The organism is Streptomyces sp. NPDC060035, from assembly GCF_042736635.1.
In the GTDB taxonomy this organism is placed as follows: domain Bacteria; phylum Actinomycetota; class Actinomycetes; order Streptomycetales; family Streptomycetaceae; genus Streptomyces.
Genome location: NZ_JBHWVO010000003.1, coordinates 20,578 through 39,523, shown reverse-complemented (window position 1 = coordinate 39,523; position 18,946 = coordinate 20,578). Strand labels below are relative to the sequence as shown.

Sequence of the window (18,946 nt, the reverse complement as noted above, 5' to 3'; positions counted from 1 at the left end):
GTTTGCACCGTGGACAAGAAGAACGCTATGCGCGCCGGCGCCGTCGCGGCCGGTACGACGCTGATGATGCTGCTCATGTCGTCCCCCGCGCTCGCTCTCACCCGCGACGACGGTGACGACCCGGGTCAGGGACTGAACGTGATGGAGACCCTCGGTCTCTACGTCGCGCTGCCGATCGTCCTCTTCCTGGTGATCGTCGGGCTGGTCATGGTCCTCGACAAGTCCAAGAAGCAGGCCTAGAAGCTCTTCACGGATGCGCCGCCGGTACCCCGTACCGCGCGGCGCATCCGCATGTCCGGACACCGGTAGGTTGCGGCCATGACCGAGTGGGACGTCAAGAAGCTCCGCATTCTGCGCACCCTGCGCGACCGGGGCACGGTGACCGCGACGGCCGAGGCCCTGATGATGACCCCGTCGGCCGTCTCGCAGCAGCTCACGAACCTGGCCAAGCAGCTCGGCGTCCCCCTGCTGGAGGCACAGGGCCGCCGCGTCCGGCTCACCGACGCCGCGCACCTCGTGCTGCGCCATGCCGAGGCGGTCTTCGCCCAGCTGGAGCGGGCCGACGCCGAGCTGACGGGCTATCTGCGCGGTGAGGCGGGACAGGTGCGGGTCGGTGCCTTCTCGACGGCCGTCCCGGCCCTCGTCGTACCGGCTGTCCGGCTCCTGAGGGCGGACAGTCGGCCCGGCCCCCAGGTGCGCGTACGGGAGGCGGAGGCGGCCCGGGCGTACGAGCTGCTCTCGGCCGGGGAGGTGGACCTCGCGCTCTCCCTGGCGGCGCACGCCCCGACCGCCCGCGACCCCCGTTTCACCCTCCTGCCGCTCCTGGCCGACCCCCTGGACGTGGCGCTGCCCGCGGACCACCCTCTCGTCCGGACCCCGGGCCTGCGACTGGCCGACCTCGCCGCCGAGCCCTGGATCTTCGGCAACTCGGGCCCCTGGTCGCAGATCACGACGGCCGCCTGCGAAGCCGCCGGCTTCGTCCCCGAGCAGGCCCACAGCGCGTCCGGCTGGACCGCGATCCTCGCCATGGTGGAGGCGGGCATGGGTGTCGCGCTGATTCCCCGGATGGCGTCGGGCGCCGACCGGCCGCGCGACGGTGTGGCCATGAGGGTCCTGGACGCCGACCGGCCGCGCCGCCATGTGGTGGCGGCGGTACGGCAGGGGGCCGAGCGGGGTCCGGCGGTGGCACGGGTGCTGGCAGCGCTGGAGCAGGTCGCCGTTAAGCAGAACTGAACGGACTGTGCGAAAACTTTCGATGGACCTGATGGGTCTCTCGGTACGAGAGTCGTCGCATGACCTTCGACGCGAACGAGAGCACACTCCAGGACACCGACCCCCACGCCAACGACGCGGCCCCCTACAGCGGCGGCGACCCGTACGCCGACTACCGCACCGCTACCGGCCTCGCGTTCACCGACCTCGTCGACCTCGCGGACCGCCGCCTCGGCGCGGGTGTGATCGCCGCCAACGACGAGTTCTTCGCCGAGCGCGAGAACCTCCTGATCCGCGAACCCGCCGTCTTCGACCCCGAGCGTTTCGGCCACAAGGGCAAGATCATGGACGGCTGGGAGACCCGCCGCCGCCGCGGCGCGGACGCGGCCTGCCCCTTCCCTGCCCCCGGGGACCACGACTGGGCGATCGTCCGCCTCGGCGCCCCCGGCATCATCCGCGGCATCGTCGTCGACACGGCCCACTTCCGAGGCAACTACCCGCAGCGCGTCTCGGTCCAGGCAACGGCCGTGGAAGGCACCCCGAGCCCCGAGCAGCTCCTCGCCGACGACGTGAAGTGGGAGGAGATCGTCCCGCAGACCCCCGTGCGCGGCCACGCGGCCAACGCCTTCGAGGTCACCGGCGACCGGCGCCACACCCACGTCCGTCTCTGCCAGCACCCGGACGGCGGCATCGCCCGCCTCCGTGTCCACGGCGAGGTCGTCCCCGACCCGGCCTGGCTCGCGGCGCTGGGCACGGTCGACCTGATCTCGATCCTCAACGGCGGTACGTACGAGGACGCCTCGGACCGCTTCTACTCCTCGCCGGCCCAGATCATCCTGCCCGGGACCTCCCGCAAGATGGACGACGGCTGGGAGAACCGCCGCCGCCGGGTCCGCGACACGAACGACTGGGTACGCTTCCGGCTGCCCGCCCAGGGTGCGGTGCGCGCCGTCGAGATCGACACGGCCTGCCTCAAGGGCAACGCGGCCGGCTGGATCAGCCTCCACGGCCGTGACGGTGACACCGGCGAGTGGTTCGAGATCATTCCCCGCACCGGGCTCCAGCCCGACACCCTGCACCGCTTCGCCCTGGACGCCGGGACCGTGGTCACCCATGTCCGTCTCGACACCTTCCCCGACGGCGGAGTGGCCCGGATGCGCCTGCACGGCTCCCTGACGGAGACGGGCGCGGCCGAACTGGCCCGCCGCTACCAGGAGTCGGCCTCGTAATCCCCCCCGCTCCCGCCCGGCGGACGGCTGCGCACCAGCGCCTGCCCGCCGGGCGGGTTTCCACAGCCGAGCACGACGAAGGGGGCGCCCCCAAGGGAGGCGCCCCCTCGTCCGTACGGAGGGACCGCTATGCGGTCGCTGCCGCCGCGTCCGCCGCCTGCGCCGTCAGTGCGCGCTCCACGCCCGCCCTGGACTCCGACATCAGCCTGCGCAGCGCCGCACTCGGCTCCGCCGAGGCCAGCCAGGCGTCCGTCGCGTCCAGCGTGGCCTGCGAGACCTGGAGGGCCGGGTACAGGCCGACCGCGATCTGCTGGGCCATCTCGTGGCTGCGCGAGTCCCAGACGTCCTTGACCGCCCCGAAGAACTTCCCCGTGTACGGGGCGAGCAGCTCACGCTGGTCGGTCTGGACGAAACCGCCGATGACCGCCTCCTGGAGGGAGTTCGGCAGCTTGTCGGACTCGACCACCGAGGCCCACGCCTGAGCCTTCGCCTCGGCGGACGGCTGCGCCGCACGTGCGGACGCCGCGTGACGCTCGCCCGCAGCCGTCCTGTCGCGCTCGTACTCGGAGCCGATCTCCTCCTCGTCCAGGAGACCCGTCGCGGCAAGCCGCTGTACGAACGCCCAGCGCAGCTCCGTGTCGACGGCCAGCCCCTCGATGACCTCCGTGCCGTCCAGCAGTGCCCGCAGCAGGTCCAGCTGGAGGGGGGTGCGGGCCGTCGCCGCGAAGGCACGGGCCCAGGCCAGCTGGTGGTCGCTGCCCGGCGCCGCCGCCCGCAGGTGCGCGAGCGTCGCCTCGGTCCACTGGGTCAGACCCGCCTCGCGCCACTCGGGTGCCGCGTACAGGTCCAGTGCCAGCTTCACCTGGCGGTGCAGTGACTGGACGACGCCGATGTCCGACTCCTTGCTGATCCCGGAGAGGACCAGCGCCAGGTAGTCGCGCGTCGCCAGTTCGCCGTCCCGCGTCATGTCCCAGGCGGAGGCCCAGCTCAGGGCGCGGGGGAGGGACTCGGCGAAGTCGCCCAGGTGCTCCGTGACGACGGCCAGCGACTCCTCGTCGAGGCGGACCTTCGCGTACGAGAGGTCGTCGTCGTTGAGCAGGACGACCGCCGGGCGTGCCGTGCCCGCCGGGTACGGCACGGCCGTGCGCTCGCCGTCCACGTCCAGCTCGATCCGGTTCGTACGGACCAGCTTCCCGGCCGCGTCGAGGTCGTAGCAGCCGATCGCGATCCGGTGCGGACGCAGTGTCGGCTCGCCCTTCGCCCCGGCGGGAAGCGCGGGAGCCTCCTGGAGGACGGTGAACGAGGAGACATGGCCGTTCGCGTCCGTCTCGATCTCCGGCCGCAGGATGTTGATGCCGGCCGTCTCCAGCCACGCCTTCGACCAGGTCTTCAGGTCACGGCCGGAGGTCTCCTCCAGTGCGCCCAGCAGGTCGGACAGGCGGGTGTTGCCGAAGGCGTGCGCCTTGAAGTACGCCTGCACGCCCTTGAAGAACTCGTCCATGCCGACGTACGCCACGAGCTGCTTCAGGACCGAGGCGCCCTTCGCGTACGTGATGCCGTCGAAGTTCACCAGGACGTCGTCGAGGTCGCGGATGTCCGCCATGATCGGGTGCGTCGAGGGCAGCTGGTCCTGACGGTACGCCCACGTCTTCATGGAGTTGGCGAACGTGGTCCAGGAGTGCGGCCACTTCGAGCCCTCGGCGTACGCCTGGCACGCGATCGAGGTGTACGTGGCGAACGACTCGTTCAGCCAGAGGTCGTTCCACCACTCCATGGTGACCAGGTCGCCGAACCACATGTGGGCCAGCTCGTGGAGGATGGTCTCGGCCCGCGTCTCGTACGCGGCGTCCGTGACCTTCGAACGGAACACGTACTGGTCGCGGATGGTGACCGCACCCGCGTTCTCCATGGCGCCCGCGTTGAACTCCGGGACGAAGAGCTGGTCGTACTTGGCGAACGGGTACGCGTAGTCGAACTTCTCCTGGAACCACTCGAAGCCCTGCCGCGTGACCGCGAAGATCTCGTCCGCGTCGAGATACTCGGCGAGCGACGGGCGGCAGTAGATGCCGAGCGGCACCGACTGGCCGTCCTTCTCGTAACTGCTGTGCACCGCGTGGTACGGGCCGGCGATCAGGGCCGTGATGTACGTGGAGATACGCGGCGTCGGCTCGAACGACCAGACGTCGTCCTTGGGCTCCGGCGTCGGCGAGTTGGAGATCACGGTCCAGCCGGTCGGCGCCTTCACGGTGAACCGGAAGCTCGCCTTCAGGTCCGGCTGCTCGAAGCTGGCGAACACCCGGCGGGCATCCGGCACCTCGAACTGGGTGTAGAGGTAGGCCTGCTCGTCCACCGGGTCGACGAACCGGTGAAGGCCCTCACCCGTGTTCGTGTACGAGCAGTCGGCGACGACCTTCAACTCGTTGGCACCCGACTGCAGGTGCTTCAGCGTGATCCGGGCGTCGCGGAAGACGGCGGCGACGTCCAGCGCCTTGCCGTTCAGTACGACATCGTGCACGGCCGGGGCGACCAGGTCGATGAAGGTCTCCGCACCGGCTTCGGCGGAGTCGAAGCGCACGGTGGTGACGGACCGGTAGGTGCCGCCCTCCAGCGCTCCGGAGAGGTCGAGATCGATCTCGTACGCGTCCACGGTCAGCAGGCGCGCCCGCTCCTGTGCCTCTTCGCGGGTCAGATTCGTGCCAGGCACGCGGTCATCTCCTTGATATGCGACGTTTTTGGCCATCCTTCCACGTGGGGTACGCGCAACGCGATGTCCGTTTTCCGCCGGACCGGCAAAGACGTTCGGGCCACCCTCGGATCATGACCACCTACGAAGCACGCCCGATCGCCCCCACCGCCCTCGACGACCTCCGCACGACGGACGACGCGGGCCGGCCCTGCGTCCCGTACAAGGCCGAGGAGGGCGGCGATCCGCTGCGCTGCTGCCTGCGGGGGAGCGGGCCCGGGGAGCGGATCGCCCTCGTCTCCTACGCGCCGCTGCGCCGCTGGGCCGCGGAGACCTGGGCCCGGCCGGGGGCGTACGACGAGCAGGGCCCCGTCTTCATCCACGCCGAGGAGTGCGAGGGGCCGGCGGCGGACCGGGACGGCTACCCGTTCGCCCGGCCCGGTGCGCTGCGCACGGTCCGCCGCTACAACGCTGACGGCCACATCGTCGGCGGCAGCCTGATGGAGATCCCCGCCGACCCCTCGCAGGGCTTCGACGCGGCCTTCGCGGAGGCGTTCGCGGATCCGGAGGTGGCGCTGGTGCACGTGCGGGCCGTGGAGTACGGCTGCTTCCACTTCGAGGTGCGAGCGAACCGGCCCGGGCGGTAGTACTCGGGTAGCCAGTGCTTTCCTACCCACGGTAGGATAGGTGGCATGAAGATCAGTGTGAGCTTGCCGCAGGAGGATGTCGCCTTCGTCGACGAGTACGCCGCGAAGACCGAGGCGGATTCCCGGTCGGCGGTGATCCACGCCGCCATCGAGTTGCTGCGCTCCGCCCACCTGGAGGCGGACTACGAGGCGGCTTTCGCCGAATGGGACGCGAGCGAGGACGCCGCGTTCTGGGACCGCTTCTCGGGGGACGGGATCCCTGATGAAACGCGGTGACATCTATTTGGTCGACTACGAGCCCGTGCGTGGCAGTGAGGCGAACAAGGCCCGCCCTTCGGTGATCATCTCCAACGATGGAGCGAACGCCGTTGTGGCGCGAACGGGGCGAGGGGTCGTCACCGTCGTACCGCTGACCTCGAACGTTGCTCGCGTCTACCCCTTCCAGGTGCTCCTGCGGGCTGGGGAGACCGGTCTGGCGAGAGACTCCAAGGTGCAGTGCGAGCAGGTACGCGCCATGGCCCAGGAGCGGTTCGTGCGGCAGGTGGGCACCGTCCCGCGTCAGCGCATGACCGAGATCGACGCGGCCCTGCGGCGGCACCTCGCCCTCTGACGTCGCGAAAAGGGCGGCCCCCGGACATCGGGGGCCGCCCTTTCGTGGGTGAGGGGTGCGAGGGGTCAGCCCTTGAGCTCCGCCGCCACCAGCTCCGCGATCTGCACCGCGTTCAGCGCCGCGCCCTTGCGCAGGTTGTCGTTGGAGACGAACAGCGCCAGGCCGTTCTCGACGGTCTCGTCGACCCGGATACGGCCCACGTACGAGGCGTCCTGGCCGGCCGCCTGGAGCGGGGTCGGGATCTCGGAGAGCTCGACGCCCTCGGCGTCCTTCAGCAGCTCGTAGGCGCGCTCGACGCTGATCGGACGCGCGAAGCGGGCGTTGATCTGCAGCGAGTGGCCCGAGAACACCGGCACGCGGACGCAGGTGCCGGACACCTTCAGGCCCGGGATCTCAAGGATCTTGCGGGACTCGTTGCGGAGCTTCTGCTCCTCGTCCGTCTCGAACGAACCGTCGTCGACGATCGAGCCGGCGAGCGGCAGTACGTTGAAGGCGATCGGACGCTTGTAGACACCCGGCTCGGGGAAGTCGACCGCGCTGCCGTCGTGCGTGAGCTTGTCCGCGTCGGCGACGACCTTGGACACCTGGCCGTGCAGCTCCGCGACACCGGCGACACCGGAACCCGACACCGCCTGGTAGGTGGCGACGGTCAGCGTCTCCAGGCCCGCCTCGTCGTGCAGCGGGCGCAGCACGGGCATGGCGGCCATCGTCGTGCAGTTCGGGTTGGCGATGATGCCCTTGGGGCGGTCGGCGATCGCGTGCGCGTTGACCTCGGAGACCACCAGCGGGACCTCGGGGTCCTTGCGCCAGGCGGAGGAGTTGTCGATCACGACAGCGCCCTGGGCGGCGACCTTCTCGGCCAGGGCCTTCGACGTCGCGCCGCCCGCGGAGAACAGCACGATGTCCAGACCCGTGTAATCGGCCGTGGAGGCGTCCTCGACGGTGATGTCCGTGCCCTCGTACGTGATCGTGGAGCCCGCGGAGCGGGCGGAGGCGAAGAGCCGCAGCTCGGCGACGGGGAACTTCCGCTCGGCCAGGATCCTGCGCATGACTGTGCCGACCTGACCGGTGGCGCCGACGATTCCGACCTTCACAGGGACTCCTTCAAACGTACGAACGGGCACGGTTGCCACTCCATGATGCGTATGTCCCCGCCCACCTTGTCCAATCCATTGTCCGTTCCTCGGACGGCGACGCCCGCGGCGGGCGAACGTTCTGCCGCACTCCCGCGTCAGAGGGGAAACACATTCAGGGGAGGCATTCCTTGCTGGGAAGGAAGTCGGCCGGTGCGGGGGACGATCCTCTGGGCCCGGCACAGGTGAACCGCGTCAGGGCGGTTCTTTCACTGGGCGGAGTTCCGCACTCCGACCTGCAGGACGGTGTGCAGCAGATACGGCTGCGCCTCCTGGAGCGCTCGGCGAGCGGCCGGGAAGCCCCCCGCGAGATCGGCGCCTGGGCGGCCGTGGTCGCCTCGAACCTGGCCGCCGACTGGCACCGGAGCAGGAACCGACAGGCGCGGGTCGGCGCCCGGCTCGCCGCGCTGAGCCCGGCCGACCCGGGCACCGAGGACGGTCAGGAGGCCCGCCTGCTGGCTCTCACGGTGGCCGAGGGGCTGGACGAACTGCCGGCACCGCAGCGCCAGGCCCTGGTCCTGCGGTTCTACGCGGACCTCTCGGTACGGCAGATCGCGGCGGAGCTTGGCATCCCGGAGGGAACGGTCAAGAGCCGCCTGCACGCGGCGGCCCGAGCGATGCGCGAGCGGCTCGCGCGGGTTCACGCGGACGAGGTGGTGTGACGATGGACACGGATGAGTCCGACGAGCTGATGGCCGTCCTGCTGGGGCAGTCGGCGTCCGACCCGGGCGACGCGCCCGCCGTTGCCCGGTACGACGCCGCGAGGCGTGACATGACGGCGCTCCGCGAGCAGCTGCACCTCATCGGGGACCGCCTGGCCACCACGGACGGCGCACCGGGCACCCTCACGCCCTCGCGTCCCCGGTGGGCCCGGAAGGGGCCACTCGCGCTTGCCGCCTCGGCGGTGATCGCCGCATGCCTGGCCGGGACCGGAATCCTCTGGTCTGTCGCCCAGCCGTCGGAGGAGGGCGGCAGCGCCAAACTGACCGAGGAGGGACTCATGGCCTGCGCCCGGGTCGTCGCGGACGGCACGATCAGCCGTACGGAACGGGCCGGTACCCGCGTACGGGTCGTGCTGCGGGTCGACCGGTACCTCAAGCCGGACCGGGGACCGCGGGAGACCTCGTTCGTCGTCCCGGCCGGGGAGGAGGACTACTTCCGGCCCGGCACGCCCATGGTTGTGGGCATCTCGCGCTTCCCCGACGAGGGGGTCATGTCCTTCACCGGTGGGGACCGGGCCGCCGCCTGGCAGTGGATGACGGCTGCCCTGCCCGCCTCGCGCTCCATGGAATGCCCAGGGCGGGGATGACGCACAGCGGGGCGGGAGCTCCCGGAAGAGCGCCCGCCCCGCTGCTCACGTACTGCCGGTCGTTACGGCGTGACCTTCTCGATCACGACGCTGCCGGTGCCCGCCGCGGTGCCGCGGACGTTCACCAGCTGGACCTCACCGAAGAACTGACGTCCCTCGGGGGCGGCTCCGGCGACCACGACCTCGGCGCCGAGCTGGGCCGAGGCGCCGTTGGCCAGGTTCACGGCCTTCGACTCGTCGACGTTGATCGCGCCGAGCGACGGGGAGTAGTACACATCGCGGTAGTCGTACTCGGTGGTCCCGGCCGGGACCGAGTAGCCGTCGACGACGACGGTGTACGTACCGGCTGCGGGCTTCACCAGGCTGACCGACTCCTCGGAACCGGCCGTCGTGGACGCACCGACCTCCGTGTCGCCGTTGTAGACATACAGGTCGATGTCCGCGTTGGCGTCCGAGGTGCCACCGATGGCGAAGTCGAGCTTCTCGACGCCCTCGCCGATGGTGACCGTGGTCTCGTACGTCTCACCCGTGGAGATCGACGGACGCTCGACCTTGGCCGAACCCAGCGAGCCGCCCTTGAGCTTGCCCTCCAGGTCGCCCGCGTTGTTCGTGACCTTCCAGTCCACCGCGGCCGGGGTGCCGATCTTCGCCTCGGCGATGGTCTTCACCGCCGGGTCGAAGGACGCGCCGAGCAGCGAGACATCCAGCTTGTACGGGTTGTCCAGCAGCGGCGACGTACGGCGCGACTCGACCTCGATCTCCCAGACGCCGGGCTGCGGGGCCTTGTAGGACCGCGTGTCCGGACGGCAGGTGTTGGCCGCGTTCTCGTAGTTCGGGTAGCAGAAGATCGTGGAGCTGTCCTCCACCGAGACCCCGTAGGGGTGGATGGAGATGAACCGCGTCTGGCTGCCCGAGCGCAGGGCGCTCAGCGCGACCTCGAGCGTCTCCGCGCCCTCCGGGACGTTCAGGAAGTACGACGTGGTGCTGTTGCGCTGCACCGAGCCGGTCGTCGAGAACGCGTAACCCGGCTTCACCAGGTCCTTGGCGACGACGACGGTGGACAGGATCTGCTGGTCCACGCCGACGGTCTTGCTGTCGTCCACCTGCAGGATCGCGCTGTGCACACCCGCGGTGCGGGGCTTCGCCTCGACCTTGACGGTCACCGGCTTGCCGAGCGGCAGCGAGACGGTGCTCGAACCGGTCAGCTTGAAGGTGCCGTCGTTGTTCTTCCACGACAGCTTGTGCGCGACGTTGCGGTCCGGACCCGTGGTGCGGGTGACGGTGACGTCGTACGACTTCGTCTGGCCGGCCTTCAGGCCGCCCTCACGGTCGTACAGACCCGTGCCGAAGCCCGGGTCCTTCAGCGCGAAGTCGATCGCCGTGTCGACCGGGGCCTTCACGGTGTACTCGTGCGCCGGGGCGCCCTTCTTCTCGATCTGCTTCCAGGCACCGATGATGTTGATCAGACCGGAACCCTGGGCGTGCGCGGGCACGCCGTCGATGTGGGTGGCGGTGCTGGTCAGCGCGGTGCGCAGATCGGCCGGGGGCAGCTCGATGTTCTTCTGCTTCGCGGCGGACAGGAGCAGCGCCGTGGCGCCGGCGGCCTGCGGCGAGGACATCGAGGTGCCCTGCAGCATGGAGTAGCCGGCGGGGAGCGTGTAGCCCGCCTCCTTGACCGGACCGCCGGGGAACCAGGTCTGGGTGGTGTTGATCGACGCACCCGGCGCCGTCAGGATCGGCGCGAAGCCGCCGTCCTCACGCGGACCGCGCGAGGAGAAGGGCAGCATGTCGTACTTCTTGGAGACGTTCGAGCCGTAGTTCGCGGCCCAGGTCTCCTTGGAGATGGACGCGCCGACCGAGATGACGTGGTCGGCGAGGCCGGGGTCACCGATCGTGTTGACACCCGGGCCGTCGTTGCCGGCCGAGATGACCAGCTGGACGCCGTAGATGTCGATGAGCCGCTTGTAGAGCTCGGCGCGCGCGTTGTTGCCGTCGTTGAGCGGCGGCAGGCCGCCGATCGACATGTTGACGACGTCGACACCGCGGTTCACGACGAGGTCGATCATGCCCTCGGTCAGTGCGATGTTGGTGCAGCCGCCGGACCAGGTGCAGGCACGCGAGGAGACGATCTTGGCGCCGGGCGCCGCGCCGTTCATCTCGCCGCCGAACAGGCCGTTGGCCGCGGTGATGCCCGCGACGTGCGTGCCGTGCTCGCTCTCGATGACGCCGATGTTGACGTAGTCGGCCGTGGTGCCCGCCGCGTCGAAGACGACGTTCTTGCGGGTCTCGACGACGAACGGGATGCGCTCGACGATCTGGGTCGCCGGGTTGTCCGTGCCGAAGTAGCCGACCTGGTGCTTGTCCTTGTACGGCGTGAGCGCGGCGTCGTTGCCGAAGTCCGCGTCGTTGTTCAGGTCGACGCGGACGGTGCCGGCGGTCGGGTCGTAGAGCACGGCCCAGACGTCGGTGGTGTCGCCGTCCCGGTTCAGGTCCCCGGCCATGTCGCCACCCTTGGTGGCGGCCTCGGAGAAGAGCTGGATCTTGTAGGACCCCTCCGGCGCCGAGTAGGTGCGGCCGGCGATGGTGAACGTCGGGCCCGCGACGGCCGCGGTCATCCGCAGCCAGGTACGGTCGCCGTCGTTCACGGGGTCGGTGGCCGTCACCCAGTCGACGATCTTGCGCTCGCCGGTGGTGGTCTTCTGCAGCGCCGGGTGGGCGATGTCGACACCGGAGTCCAGGACACCGATGGTGATACCGCGGCCGTCGGCCTTCGGGTGCTGCTTGACGAAGTCGACCGCACCCGTCTCGAAGGACGGGTTGTACGGGTTCTTCGCCGGCGTGTTCTTGCCCGGCGCCGGGTAACTGCCCGTGGACTTCGTCTGCTTCGCCCCGGCGGCCCGGTCGCCCGAGGGCGTCGGGTCGTCGAGCTTGATCTCCTGCTCGAGATCGATGCCGTGGACGGACGACAGCTTCTGAGCCGCCTTGATGGTGGCCTCGGCCGTCGCGGTCGGCACGGTCGCCCGGACATAGCCGAGCTTGTCGTACGTCTGCCCCAGCACGGACCCCTTGACGGCGTCCAGTTGCTCGGTGACCTGCTCGGTCGCACCGGGGGCGGTGGCGACCATCATCGTGATGTTCTTCTCGCCCTTGGCCTCGGCCTTCGCCAGCACATCGGCGTCGGCCTCACCGAGCTTGTCGCCCTTGTTGCTGGCGGCGGCAGACTTCACCGGCGTGGTCGCCGGGTCGTCGGCGGCGAAGACCGGGGCGGCGCCGGAGGTGGCCAGTGCGGCCACCAGGCCGGCAGCGGCGGCAATGCGCGCCGCGCGTCTCGCCCCGGGTATGGAGCTGGGGGATTCCTTGGTCATCAGCATCCCTGTAGGTGAAAGAAAGAGAGAGTCCGGAATTCGGTACCCGATGACCGGTCAGCCTTACGTAAATGGCAGGGGTTTGTGGAGACTTGGAAGAGGCGAGTACTGGACATGGCGTAGATTCGCCACCGGTGCCAATGCGTCATGCGGGACGAAAGGGGCCAAAGCTGCGGCTCATCGCGGCAGGACCACCACATACGCGGCCGGTTCACGGTCGTCGGCCGCCATCAGTGCCGTACGTACCACCACCGCCTGCTGCGCCATCGTCTCGCGCAGCTTCTTCGCCGTGACGCGGACGGCGGTCACCCCGAGCCGTTCCAGATGCTCCCGTTCTGCGGTGTATGTGACGTGCTCCTGACGGGGGCCGCGACTGCCGAGCTCGAGCGCGACGGCCTGCTCGGGCCAGTACGCGTCCACGCCGCCCAGGAACGTGCCGCCCTGCAGCCACAGATCCACATTCCACAACGGCTCCGGCAGTCCGTAGCTGCGCACCATCTCGTACAGCCGGGCCTCCGCCACCGCCCTGCCCTCCATGAGCAACGCCTCGACGGCCTCCACCACATGGGACCTGCCCAGCAGCTTGGCCGCACTCAGCTCCCGTACGACCGGGGCGGGCTCGCAGTGCCCGCCCCGGACCGCCTCCGTCAGCATCCGGCGCACCGTGGGGGCATCCGTGAGCCCGGCCACGGCATCCGCCAGGGCCCGCTCCACCGGGGCCACGGGCACCCCGAGCCGCCGTTCGGGCGCGGGCAGCGAGGCCGCCCGCTTCACGTCGACGAACCGGGTGGAACGCAGTCGCCTCGTGCGTGGGACCAGCACATCGATCCGGTGGAGAGCGATCATCGGCGGCGCGGACGCGAAGCCGTGGAGAGCCAGCGCCGCCAGCCCGGTGATCATCGCTTCGCCGTACCCCTGCCCGGGCTGGGCCGGTACGGTCCGCCGCGCGCCTGCCGGTGGCCGGCCCCCGTACAACAGGGCGCCGTGCACGCGCTCCTGGCTCGTGGGCGGGCCCGGGTGCAGGAGGTACACGCCGGGCAGCAACTGCTGCCACGGCCCGCCCGGCAGGCAGTGCGCGGCGGTCTGCGCGGCGGTCACGCCCTGGGCGCGCAACTGTGCGGCGGACTGCACGCGTTGCCGCGCATCGTGAAGGGGGCGGGGGGACAGCGGGGTGTTCTGGGTCATGCCCCGGAGGTTCCCGCACGTCTCGGGGGCGCTAACCCCTGTTACGAACCCGTCGGCATATCAGGACAACGCCGTCCTAAAGTACGGGAGTTCGACTGCCGAAAAGAGTGGTCGCGCCAGGGATTGTGCGGTGGCCGCCCCGCACACACGTACGGGGCGGCCGTGTCGCCGTGTCAGGCTGCGGCGTCGCACTCCTGGCCCCGCAGCGCCCGTGCCAGATCGTCCCGAGCCTCCAGGACCAGCCGCCGCAGCGCCGGGGCCGCGTCCGGGTGGGAGGTCAGCCACGCGTCCGTCGCCGCCAGCGTCGCCGGGTCGTCCTGCAGCCCCGGGAACAGGCCCTTGACCACGTCCATGCCGATCTGGATGGACCGCTCGGCCCAGACCCGCTCGATCGCCTCGAAGTACGAGGCCGTGTACGGCGCCAGCAGCTCCCGCTGCGAGGGCTGCACGAAGCCCGCGATCGTCGCCCCGACGAGCGCGTTGGACAGCTTGTCCGACTCCACGACCGCCGCCCATGCCTGGGCCTTGACCTCGGCCGAAGGGCGCGAGGCCAGGCACCGCACATGGTGGCGCTTGCCGGACGCCGTGTCGTCGAGGGCCAGCTCGGCGTCGACGGCCGACTCGTCGGCCACCCCGTGCGAGGCCAGCTGGGACAGGAACGCCCAGCGCAGCTCCGTCTCGACGTCCAGGCCCTCGATCACGGCCGAGCCGTCCAGCAGACCGCTCAGCAGCTGGAAGTCCGCCTCCGAGACGGCGACCGCCGCGAAGAACCGCGCCCATGTCAGCTGGTGCTGACCGCCCGGCTCCGCGAGGCGCAGCTCCCGCAGCGCACTCTCGGCCAGTGCCCGGCCGCCCTCCTCGCGCCACGCCGGCGCGGCGTAGTGCACGAGAGCGGACTGGGCCCAGGCGTGCAGCATCTGGAGCACGCCGATGTCCGACTCCCGGCCGGCGAACGCCAGGACCAGGGAGACGAAGTCGCGGGCAGGCAGCAGCGCGTCCCGGGTCAGGTTCCACAGCGCGGACCAGCACAGCGCGCGGGCCAGCGGGTCGGTGATGTCGCCCAGGTGGTCCCGCAGGGTGGCCAGGGACCCCTCGTCGAAGCGGACCTTGCAGTACGTGAGGTCGTCGTCGTTGACCAGGACCAGGTCCGGCTTCTCGGCGCCGGCCAGCTCCGTGACCACGGTGTGCGGCCCGGCGACATCCACCTCGGCGCGGGCGTACCGCACCAGGGCACCCTCGGGGGTGCGGCGGTACAGGCCCACCGCGACCCGGTGCGGGCGCAGCTCCGGGTGGGAGGCGGCGGCCCCCTGGAGCACCACCAGCTCCGTGATCCGGTCCGCCGCGTCGTACGTCACCGCCGGCGTCAGGACGTTGACGCCCGCCGTCTGCAGCCAGGAGCGGGACCATGCCGTCATGTCGCGCCCGGACGTCTCGGCCAGCACCGAGAGCAGGTCGCCCAGCTGGGTGTTGCCGTACGCGTGCTGCTTGAAGTAGCGGCGCGCACCCTCCAGGAACGCGTCCCGTCCCACGTACGCCACCAGCTGCTTGAGCACCGAGGCGCCCTTGGCGTACGTGATGCCGTCGAAGTTCAGCTTGGCGTCCTCCAGGTCACGGATGTCGGCCGTGATCGGGTGCGTGGACGGCAGCTGGTCGGCGCGGTACGCCCAGGCCTTGCGGTTGTTGGCGAAGGTGATCCAGCCGTTGGTGAAGCGGGTGGCCTCCACCATCGAGAACGACCCCATGAAGTCGGCGAACGACTCCTTCAGCCACAGGTCGTCCCACCACTGCATGGTGACCAGGTCGCCGAACCACATGTGCGCCATCTCGTGCAGGATGACGTTGGCGCGCCGCTCGTAGGAGGCGGAGGTGACCTTGCCGCGGTAGATGTACTCCTCGCGGAAGGTGACACAGCCCGGGTTCTCCATGGCGCCGAGGTTGTACTCGGGCACGAAGGCCTGGTCGTACTTCCCGAACGGGTACGGGTAGTCGAAGTGGTCGTGGAAGAAGTCCAGGCCCTGCTTGGTGATCAGGAAGATGTCGTCCGCGTCGAAGTGCCGCGCGAGCCCCTTGCGGCACATGGCGCCCAGCGGGATCTCCAGCTTCGAACCGTCGTCGAAGGTACGGGTGTAGAGGTCGCTCTCGCAGTGGTACGGACCGGCGACGACCACCGTGATGTACGTCGAGATGGGCTTCGTCTCGGCGAACCGCCACTCCTCGCCCTCGTGGAACTCCTCGGCGCCGTTGGACCGGACCGTCCAGCCCTCGGGTGCCGTCACCGCGAAGCGGTAGGGGGCCTTCAGGTCGGGCTGCTCGAAGTTCGCGAAGACGCGCCGGGCGTCGGCCGGCTCGTACTGCGTGTAGAGGTAGACCTCGCCGTCCTCCGGGTCGACGAAGCGGTGCATGCCCTCGCCTGTCCGGCTGTACGCGCACTGCGCGTCGACCACCAGGACGTTCTCCCCCTCGGCGAGGCCGTCCAGTGCCAGCCGGGTTCCGTCGAAGACGGCCGCCGGGTCCAGGGCCTTCCCGTTCAGCGTCACCGCGCTCACGGCCTGGGCCACCAGGTCGGCGAAGGTCGAGGCCCCCGGGCGCGCGGCGCGGAAGCGGATCGTGGTCAGCGAGCGGAAAGTGCGCGGACCGGACCCCCCGTCGGACTCACCGACGGCGGAACGCAGGTCGAGGGCGACCTCGTAACCGTCGACGGTCAGCAGCTCGGCCCGTTCACGGGCCTCGTCGCGGGACAGGTTTTCACCGGGCACGGAACACTCCTTTGTGTCTCATTCGAACAGCTTTGATCCTCGCATGCGGCCGAAGACCCCGGCACCCGGGAATGGCCGGAGCGCCCCGCGGCGTTCTGGACCTCAGGTGCGAGACGACCTCATGAGGAGAGACATGCCCGAGAACAGCACGTCGAACGGCAAGACCCCGGCAGACTTCTGGTTCGACCCGCTCTGCCCCTGGGCCTGGATGACCTCCCGCTGGATGCTGGAAGTGGAGAAGGTCCGCGACGTCGAGGTCCGCTGGCATGTGATGAGCCTGGCCGTGCTCAACGAGGACAAGCTGGACGAGCTGCCCGAGGAGTACCGGGACATGCTGGCGAACAAGGCGTGGGGCCCGGTCCGGGTCGTTGTCGCCGCCCAGCAGAAGCATGGCGACGACGTCGTCGGTCCCCTTTACACGGCGCTCGGGACCCGCTTCCACAACAAGGGCGAGGGCCCGACCCGCGAGGCCGTCGTGGGTGCCCTCGAAGATGTCGGCCTGCCGGTGGAGCTCGCGGAGTACGCCGACTCCGACACGTACGACAAGGAGCTGCGCGCCTCCCACAAGGAGGGCATCGACAAGGTCGGCCAGGACGTCGGCACGCCGGTCATAGCCGTACCGGGTGCCGACGGCGAGCAGATCGCCTTCTTCGGCCCGGTCGTGACCCCCGCCCCGAAGGGCGAGGACGCGGCGAAGCTCTGGGACGGCACGCTGCTGGTCGCGTCGGTCCCCGGCTTCTACGAGATCAAGCGGACCCGCACGCAGGGCCCGTCCTTCGACTGACGACGGCGAGCGGACGGCACGTCCGCCCGGCCCGGACGTCGCACGGCCCGGCCTCATGGAAGAACCCCCGCGAGTCATGTCCTCGCGGGGGTTCCTCGTTGATCCGCCTGCCGGGTGAAGGCTGAGAAGACGATCACGAGGCAGGACGTCTGCACACCGTCAGGGAGCGAGCAGGAGCACGTCCCCGCGCTCCTTGGCGGCGGCGTACCGCTTCGCCACGTCCTGCCAGTTGACGACGCGCCACATCGCCTCGATGAAGTCCACCTTCTGGTTCCTGTACTGGAGGTAGAAGGCGTGCTCCCAGGCGTCGAAGACCAGGATCGGGACGGAGCCCTGGCCGACGTTGCCCTGGTGGTCGTAGACCTGCTCGACGATCAGCCGGCCGCTGACCGGCTCGTACGCGAGGACGCCCCAGCCGGATCCCTGCGTGGTGGCCGCGGCCTTCGTCAGCTGGGACTTGAAGCCGGCGTACGAGCCGAAGGACTCGGTGATCGCATCGGCGAGGTCGCCCGCACCGTCCGCCGCGAGGGGCTCGCCGCCGCCGTCGCCGGTCATGTTGTGCCAGTAGATCGAGTGCAGGATGTGGCCGGAGAGATGAAACGCGAGGTTCTTCTGGAGGCCGTTGATCGCACCCCAGGCCTCCTTGTCGCGGGCCTCTTCCAGCTGCTCCAGGGTGTCGTTCGCGCCCTTGACGTACGCGGCGTGGTGCTTGTCGTGGTGGAGCTCGATGATCTGCGGGTTGATGACCGGTTCGAGCGCCGCGTAGTCGTACGGGAGTTCCGGAAGCGTATACGTGGCCATGGGTTCGAACCCTCCAACTGCTGTCCTGTTGTTATTGCAAGTCGTTCGCAATTGCAGGCTAGCAGGAGGAGGGCCCGAAAGTGATCAGCCCCTGGTCCTAGGACCGGAGCCCGTCGCGTGCGGTCGCCGCAAGGTCCGGGAAGTCGGTCACGACCGCGTCCACGCCCTGTCCGAAGTGGAAGGCGTACTCGGCGAACGCGTCACCGAAGTCGTTGGGTGCCGTGCCCCTGCGGTACTGGGCAGGGAGGTACTGGTTCTCCGCGCGGAAGGTGTACGCGCCGACCTTCAGCCCCGCCGCGTGGGCGTCGGCCAGCAAGGTGAGGGGCGGGATGAGCGAGGACTTGTCCGGGCCGATCCACTGCGCGTACGAGGCGATCTCGCGCAGCCCGGCCGGCGTCATCATCTCCTTGTACGTGGCCGCGTGGCCGTACGGACCGCCGCTCGTGCCCAGCGCCTGCCAGAGCGGGAGACCGAGCCGGGCCTCGGCCACCCGGTGCAGGCTGGACGGCTCGAAGGACTGGACGACGCAGTCGCGGGCGGTGAGACGGTTGCGCCGGATCACCCGTATCAGCTCCGGTTCCAGCGGAAGGCCGATCGAGCGGAAGTACGTCGGGTGCTTCGTCTCGGGAAAGACCGCGATCCGGCGGCCGTGCTCCTTGGACAGGGTGCGGGCCAGGTCGACGACCTCCTGGAACGTCATCACCTGCTCGCGGCCGTCGAAGACCGTATTGCGGTTACGGATCAGCGGCAGCCGCTCCACGGCGCGCAGCGTCTTCAGCTCCGCGAGGGTGAAGTCCTCGGTGAACCAGCCGGTGACGGCCCTGCCGTCGACCGTCCTGGTGGTGCGGCGGCCGGCGAACTCCGGGTGCCCGGCCACATCCGTCGTGCCGGAGATCTCGTTCTCGTGGCGCACGACCAGGACATGGTCCTTGGTCGCAACGAGGTCGGGCTCGATCCAGTCGGCTCCGGCCCGCACCCCGAAGGTGTAAGCGGCGGCCGTGTGCTCGGGCCGCCAGCCGGCGGCGCCGCGGTGGCCGATGACGACGGGCCCCCGGGGACGCCCGGGGCCGGACGAGGCGACGGCCGGGGTTGCGGCGGCGGCCGACACCGCGGCCGTGGCCAGGAGGATCGAACGGCGTCTCGGGTGCTGGGACATGCGAGCTCCTCGTGCGGGCCGGAAGTAGGCGGAGGAACCACCAAAGCCACGAGGGGTTACGGCAGGGCGGACAGAG

At 70.1% G+C, this 18,946-nt stretch carries 16 protein-coding genes; 9 read left to right on the top strand and 7 right to left on the bottom strand.

The features are described from left to right. Positions 1–27: 27 nt before the first annotated feature. The 3 genes from ACFWBQ_RS05310 to alc all read left to right on the top strand — a co-directional run bounded on the left by ACFWBQ_RS05310 (position 28) and on the right by alc (position 2,441). Complete coding sequence (locus tag ACFWBQ_RS05310; RefSeq protein ID WP_385485011.1) at positions 28–240, top strand: hypothetical protein; 213 nt, start codon at positions 28–30, stop codon at positions 238–240. Between the two features lie 78 nt (positions 241–318). Next, positions 319–1,233 (top strand): LysR substrate-binding domain-containing protein, encoded by a 915-nt coding sequence (locus ACFWBQ_RS05305; RefSeq protein WP_385484128.1) that lies wholly within the window; start codon positions 319–321, stop codon positions 1,231–1,233. Positions 1,234–1,292: 59 nt separating this feature from the next. Beyond that, a complete protein-coding gene (gene alc / locus ACFWBQ_RS05300; protein WP_385484125.1) occupies positions 1,293–2,441 on the top strand; it encodes an allantoicase in 1,149 nt (382 codons plus the stop codon). Between the two features lie 127 nt (positions 2,442–2,568). Here alc and pepN (ACFWBQ_RS05295) read toward each other — a convergent pair whose 3' ends face one another. Further along, a complete protein-coding gene (gene pepN / locus ACFWBQ_RS05295; protein WP_385484122.1) occupies positions 2,569–5,145 on the bottom strand; it encodes an aminopeptidase N in 2,577 nt (858 codons plus the stop codon). A gap of 113 nt (positions 5,146–5,258) precedes the next feature. Here pepN (ACFWBQ_RS05295) and ACFWBQ_RS05290 point away from each other — a divergent pair, with 113 nt between their 5' ends. From ACFWBQ_RS05290 to ACFWBQ_RS05280, 3 genes are read left to right on the top strand one after another with little or no spacing between them, the layout of a single operon-like run. Further along, complete coding sequence (locus ACFWBQ_RS05290) at positions 5,259–5,771, top strand: DUF1203 domain-containing protein (RefSeq protein WP_385484120.1); 513 nt, start codon at positions 5,259–5,261, stop codon at positions 5,769–5,771. 45 nt (positions 5,772–5,816) lie between these two features. Then, positions 5,817–6,047 (top strand): ribbon-helix-helix domain-containing protein, encoded by a 231-nt coding sequence (locus tag ACFWBQ_RS05285; RefSeq protein WP_385484117.1) that lies wholly within the window; start codon positions 5,817–5,819, stop codon positions 6,045–6,047. After that, the gene (locus ACFWBQ_RS05280; RefSeq protein WP_385484114.1) at positions 6,034–6,381 is read left to right on the top strand and encodes a type II toxin-antitoxin system PemK/MazF family toxin; all 348 of its coding nucleotides are present in this window, start codon (positions 6,034–6,036) and stop codon (positions 6,379–6,381) included. Before ACFWBQ_RS05285 ends, ACFWBQ_RS05280 begins: the two co-directional genes overlap by 14 nt. A 65-nt stretch (positions 6,382–6,446) precedes the next feature. On the opposite strand, the gene ACFWBQ_RS05275 is transcribed toward ACFWBQ_RS05280, so the two are convergent. Next, on the bottom strand, positions 6,447–7,475 hold the full coding sequence (locus tag ACFWBQ_RS05275) for an aspartate-semialdehyde dehydrogenase (RefSeq protein ID WP_385484111.1): 1,029 nt from the start codon (positions 7,473–7,475) through the stop codon (positions 6,447–6,449). A 170-nt stretch (positions 7,476–7,645) separates the two neighbouring features. Between ACFWBQ_RS05275 and ACFWBQ_RS05270 the strand changes: the two genes are divergently transcribed. After that, positions 7,646–8,176: an RNA polymerase sigma factor gene (locus tag ACFWBQ_RS05270; protein ID WP_385484108.1), complete on the top strand. Its 531-nt coding sequence runs from the start codon at positions 7,646–7,648 to the stop codon at positions 8,174–8,176. A gap of 2 nt (positions 8,177–8,178) precedes the next feature. Then, positions 8,179–8,823 carry a hypothetical protein gene (locus tag ACFWBQ_RS05265; protein WP_385484105.1) on the top strand — a complete coding sequence of 215 codons (645 nt, stop codon included), beginning with the start codon at positions 8,179–8,181 and terminating at the stop codon, positions 8,821–8,823. A 62-nt stretch (positions 8,824–8,885) separates the two neighbouring features. Here ACFWBQ_RS05265 and ACFWBQ_RS05260 read toward each other — a convergent pair whose 3' ends face one another. The 3 genes from ACFWBQ_RS05260 to pepN (ACFWBQ_RS05250) form a co-directional block, all read right to left on the bottom strand. Beyond that, positions 8,886–12,194 carry a S8 family serine peptidase gene (locus ACFWBQ_RS05260; protein WP_385484102.1) on the bottom strand — a complete coding sequence of 1,103 codons (3,309 nt, stop codon included), beginning with the start codon at positions 12,192–12,194 and terminating at the stop codon, positions 8,886–8,888. A 171-nt stretch (positions 12,195–12,365) separates the two neighbouring features. Next, positions 12,366–13,373, bottom strand: coding sequence for a hypothetical protein (locus tag ACFWBQ_RS05255; protein ID WP_385484099.1), 1,008 nt, complete (start codon positions 13,371–13,373; stop codon positions 12,366–12,368). 173 nt (positions 13,374–13,546) lie between these two features. Then, positions 13,547–16,129, bottom strand: a complete 2,583-nt coding sequence (gene pepN / locus ACFWBQ_RS05250) for an aminopeptidase N (RefSeq protein WP_385484096.1) — start codon at positions 16,127–16,129, stop codon at positions 13,547–13,549. Between the two features lie 133 nt (positions 16,130–16,262). Between pepN (ACFWBQ_RS05250) and ACFWBQ_RS05245 the strand changes: the two genes are divergently transcribed. Continuing rightward, positions 16,263–16,913: a DsbA family protein gene (locus ACFWBQ_RS05245; RefSeq protein ID WP_385484093.1), complete on the top strand. Its 651-nt coding sequence runs from the start codon at positions 16,263–16,265 to the stop codon at positions 16,911–16,913. 159 nt (positions 16,914–17,072) lie between these two features. Here the strand turns inward: ACFWBQ_RS05245 and ACFWBQ_RS05240 are convergent, their stop codons facing one another. Together ACFWBQ_RS05240 and ACFWBQ_RS05235 are read right to left on the bottom strand one after the other, a co-directional pair. Continuing rightward, the gene (locus tag ACFWBQ_RS05240) at positions 17,073–17,714 is read right to left on the bottom strand and encodes a superoxide dismutase (RefSeq protein ID WP_385484090.1); all 642 of its coding nucleotides are present in this window, start codon (positions 17,712–17,714) and stop codon (positions 17,073–17,075) included. A 97-nt stretch (positions 17,715–17,811) separates the two neighbouring features. Then, on the bottom strand, positions 17,812–18,870 hold the full coding sequence (locus tag ACFWBQ_RS05235) for a glycerophosphodiester phosphodiesterase family protein (RefSeq protein WP_385484088.1): 1,059 nt from the start codon (positions 18,868–18,870) through the stop codon (positions 17,812–17,814). Positions 18,871–18,946: the final 76 nt, after the last annotated feature.

Coding starts and splice junctions, on each gene's coding strand:
- ACFWBQ_RS05310 (WP_385485011.1), top strand. CDS start 28: ATGCGCGCCGGCGCCGTCGCGGCCGGTACGACGCTGATGATGCTGCTC.
- ACFWBQ_RS05305 (WP_385484128.1), top strand. CDS start 319: ATGACCGAGTGGGACGTCAAGAAGCTCCGCATTCTGCGCACCCTGCGC.
- alc (WP_385484125.1), top strand. CDS start 1,293: ATGACCTTCGACGCGAACGAGAGCACACTCCAGGACACCGACCCCCAC.
- ACFWBQ_RS05290 (WP_385484120.1), top strand. CDS start 5,259: ATGACCACCTACGAAGCACGCCCGATCGCCCCCACCGCCCTCGACGAC.
- ACFWBQ_RS05285 (WP_385484117.1), top strand. CDS start 5,817: ATGAAGATCAGTGTGAGCTTGCCGCAGGAGGATGTCGCCTTCGTCGAC.
- ACFWBQ_RS05280 (WP_385484114.1), top strand. CDS start 6,034: ATGAAACGCGGTGACATCTATTTGGTCGACTACGAGCCCGTGCGTGGC.
- ACFWBQ_RS05265 (WP_385484105.1), top strand. CDS start 8,179: ATGGACACGGATGAGTCCGACGAGCTGATGGCCGTCCTGCTGGGGCAG.
- ACFWBQ_RS05260 (WP_385484102.1), bottom strand. CDS start 12,194: ATGCTGATGACCAAGGAATCCCCCAGCTCCATACCCGGGGCGAGACGC.
- ACFWBQ_RS05255 (WP_385484099.1), bottom strand. CDS start 13,373: ATGACCCAGAACACCCCGCTGTCCCCCCGCCCCCTTCACGATGCGCGG.
- ACFWBQ_RS05245 (WP_385484093.1), top strand. CDS start 16,263: ATGCCCGAGAACAGCACGTCGAACGGCAAGACCCCGGCAGACTTCTGG.
- ACFWBQ_RS05240 (WP_385484090.1), bottom strand. CDS start 17,714: ATGGCCACGTATACGCTTCCGGAACTCCCGTACGACTACGCGGCGCTC.
- ACFWBQ_RS05235 (WP_385484088.1), bottom strand. CDS start 18,870: ATGTCCCAGCACCCGAGACGCCGTTCGATCCTCCTGGCCACGGCCGCG.